Genomic DNA, 3,172 nt, shown 5'->3' with positions numbered 1-3,172 from the left:
AGTTGGCAAGTTCCTATCCTCCCAGAGGGCTGCCCCCCAAGTACTTTCAGCGTTTACGAGCTTAACTGCTAGGTTCGGTATGTTACTAGGTGTACCCTCGTAGCTTTTCTTGCCAACTTATATGTTTTTTCTTTGACTTGAACAGTCAAAACTACATAGTAATCTACATTGATTAAGATTCCGACTTATTAGTATTGGTCCGCTAAATGAATTGCTTCACTTACACTCCCAACCTATCAAACTCCTAGTCTCGAAGTTGTCTATAGAGTACTTATCTCAAAGTCAGTTTCCCGCTTAGATGCTTTCAGCGGTTATCTAGTCCAAACGTGACTACCCAGCTGTGCCACTGGCGTGACAACTGGTACATCAGAGGTTTGTCCATCCCGGTCCTCTCGTACTAAGGACAGATCTTTTCAATACTCTTACGCCTGCAGTGGATAGGGACCGAACTGTCTCACGACGTTCTGAACCCAGCTCACGTACCTCTTTAATGGGCGAACAGCCCAACCCTTGGGACCTTCTCCAGCCCCAGGATGAGATGAGCCGACATCGAGGTGCCAAACTTTGCCGTCGATATGGACTCTCGGGCAAAATCAGCCTGTTATCCCCAGGGTAGCTTTTATCCGTTGAGCGACGACCCTTCCATTCGGAATCGCCGGATCACTATGCCCTGCTTTCGCACCTGCTCGACCCGTCAGTCTCGCAGTTAAGCTCCCTTCTGCCATTACACTCTGCGGTTGATTTCCATCCAACCTGAGGGAACCTTTGGGCGCCTCCGTTACTCTTTCGGAGGCGACCGCCCCAGTCAAACTGCCCACCTAGCACTGTCTTCAAGGCTACAAACCTCAAATTAGAATTCCAGTGTAATATGGTTGGTATTCCACCAGCGGCTCCATATATCCTGACGGACATACTTCTTAGCCTCCCAACTATCCTATACATATGACACCGAAACCCAATACCAAGCTACAGTAAAGCTCCATGGGGTCTTTCCGTCCTACTGCAGGTAACCGGTATCTTCACCGGTAATACAATTTCACCAGGCCTCCCGCCAAGACAGCGCTCAGATCATTACACCTTTCGTGCAGGTCGGAACTTACCCGACAAGGAATTTCGCTACCTTAGGACCGTTATAGTTACGGCCGCCGTTCACCGGGGCTTCAATTCGGAGCTCTCACTCCTCCTCTTAACCTTCCGGCACTGGGCAGGTGTCAGCCCATATACATCGCCTTTCAGCTTAGCATAGACCTGTGTTTTTGTTAAACAGTTGCCTGAGCCTCTTCACTGCGACCCTCTCATGCTTTGTGCGCGTAGCACTCCACACAAAAGGGCAATCCTTCTCCCGAAGTTACGGATTCATTTTGCAGAGTTCCTTAGCGAGAGTTAGCCTGTCCGCCTTAAATTTCTCATTCTGACCACCTGTGTTGGTTTACAGTACGGGCACTAATAAATTAACGCTAGAAGCTTTTCTTGGCAGCGTGGGATCTGTAAATTCGCTCTTACGAGCTATGCATCACACCTCATATCTAACCTAGCGGATTTGCCTACTAAGTCATACTACATGCTTACACAGGAACTTCCGTTCTCCTGCTTACATACCCTTCTGCGTCCCTCCTTCACAATTTATCAGTGGCACAGAAATATTAATCTGTTTTCCATTCGCCTACGCATTATAGCCTGGGCTTAGGTCCCGGCTTACCCAGGGAAGACAAGCTTTACCCTGGAAACCTTGGTCTTCCGGCGAGAAGGATTCTCACCCTCTTTCTCGCTACTTATTCCTGCATTCTCACTTCTGATACCTCCAGAGTTCCTTATCAGTTCTCCTTCAACAGCCTACAGAACGCTCTCCTACCAATCGCTTACGCGATTCCGTAGCTTCGGTTTATAGCTTAGCCCCGTTACATTGTCGGCGCAGAGACTCTCGACCAGTGAGCTATTACGCACTCTTTAAAGGAATGGCTGCTTCTAAGCCAACCTCCTGGTTGTTTGGGAATCTCCACCTCCTTTCCCACTTAGCTATAATTAGGGACCTTAGCTGACGGTCTGGGTTGTTTCCCTTTTGACCATGGATCTTAGTACCCATAGTCTCACTCCTAAGATTAAAAATTACGGTATTCGGAGTTTGGTTGGCTTCGGTAAGCAATATGCCCCCTAGACCATTCAGTGCTCTACCCCCGCAATTTAATTCTTAAGGCTGCACCTAAATGCATTTCGGAGAGAACGAGCTATCTCTCAGTTCGATTGGCGTTTCACCCCTAAACCTATCTCATCTCCCAACTTTTCAACGGCGGTGAGTTCGGGCCTCCACTGTGTCTTACCACAGCTTCACCCTGGACAGGATTAGATCACCAAGTTTCGCGTCTACGCCTAACGACTTAGCGCCCTATTAAGACTCGGTTTCCCTACGGCTCCGGTATACTTAACCTTGCCGTTAAACGTAACTCGCAGGATCATTCTCCAAAAGGCACGCCATCACCCATAAGGGCTCTGACCGCTTGTAAGCACACGATTTCAGGTTCTATTTCACTCCCCTCCCGGGGTTCTTTTCACCTTTCCCTCACGGTACTATGCGCTATCGGTTAATAAGAGTATTTAGTCTTATGAGATATGGTCCTCACTGATTCACACAGAATTCCTCGTGTTCCGTGCTACTCGGGAGAGCTTTACGATTGTTACAAATTACCTATACAGGACTATCACCTTCTATGGTCAAGCTTTCCAGCTTGTTCTAATTCTTTGAAACAACTCGTTGAATATCTTGCAGTTCTTCAAAAAGCTTCCCACTACCTCGCGCAAGCAACGACTGCATTCTTGACACTTACGCGATTTAGACTTGGTCCCCGTTCGCTCGCCGCTACTTAGGGAATCGTTTTTACTTTCTTTTCCTCAGACTACTTAGATGTTTCAGTTCATCTGGTTACCGTTTTCACGCTAAGACTTCATCTTAGCAGATTTCTCCATTGGGAAATCCTGGGATCAAAGTTCGATTGCAACTACTCCAGGCTTATCGCAGCTTACCACGTCCTTCATCGGCTCTTATTACCTAGGCATCCACCGTGTGCCCTTATTTCTCTTAATCTTTAAATTTAAGTTTTGCTAACTCTACTAAAAAATTTAGTAAAATTGTTTTTGGTTTCTCTTTTTAATTACTATGTAGTTTCCAATGTTCAAG

Annotated in this window: 2 rRNA genes; both read right to left on the bottom strand. The window is 47.0% G+C overall.

Annotated elements, in window-relative coordinates:
* Nucleotides 1-117 (bottom strand): 5S ribosomal RNA (gene rrf, locus I6E15_RS09985).
* 51 nt (nucleotides 118-168) lie between these two features.
* Nucleotides 169-3,079, bottom strand: a 23S ribosomal RNA gene (locus I6E15_RS09980).
* Between the last annotated feature and the right edge of the window lie 93 nt (nucleotides 3,080-3,172).

This window comes from Fusobacterium perfoetens, from assembly GCF_021531475.1.
Lineage (GTDB): Bacteria > Fusobacteriota > Fusobacteriia > Fusobacteriales > Fusobacteriaceae > Fusobacterium_B.
The sequence above is the reverse complement of the archived record's forward strand: the minus strand, read 5'-3'. Positions and strand labels throughout refer to the sequence as shown.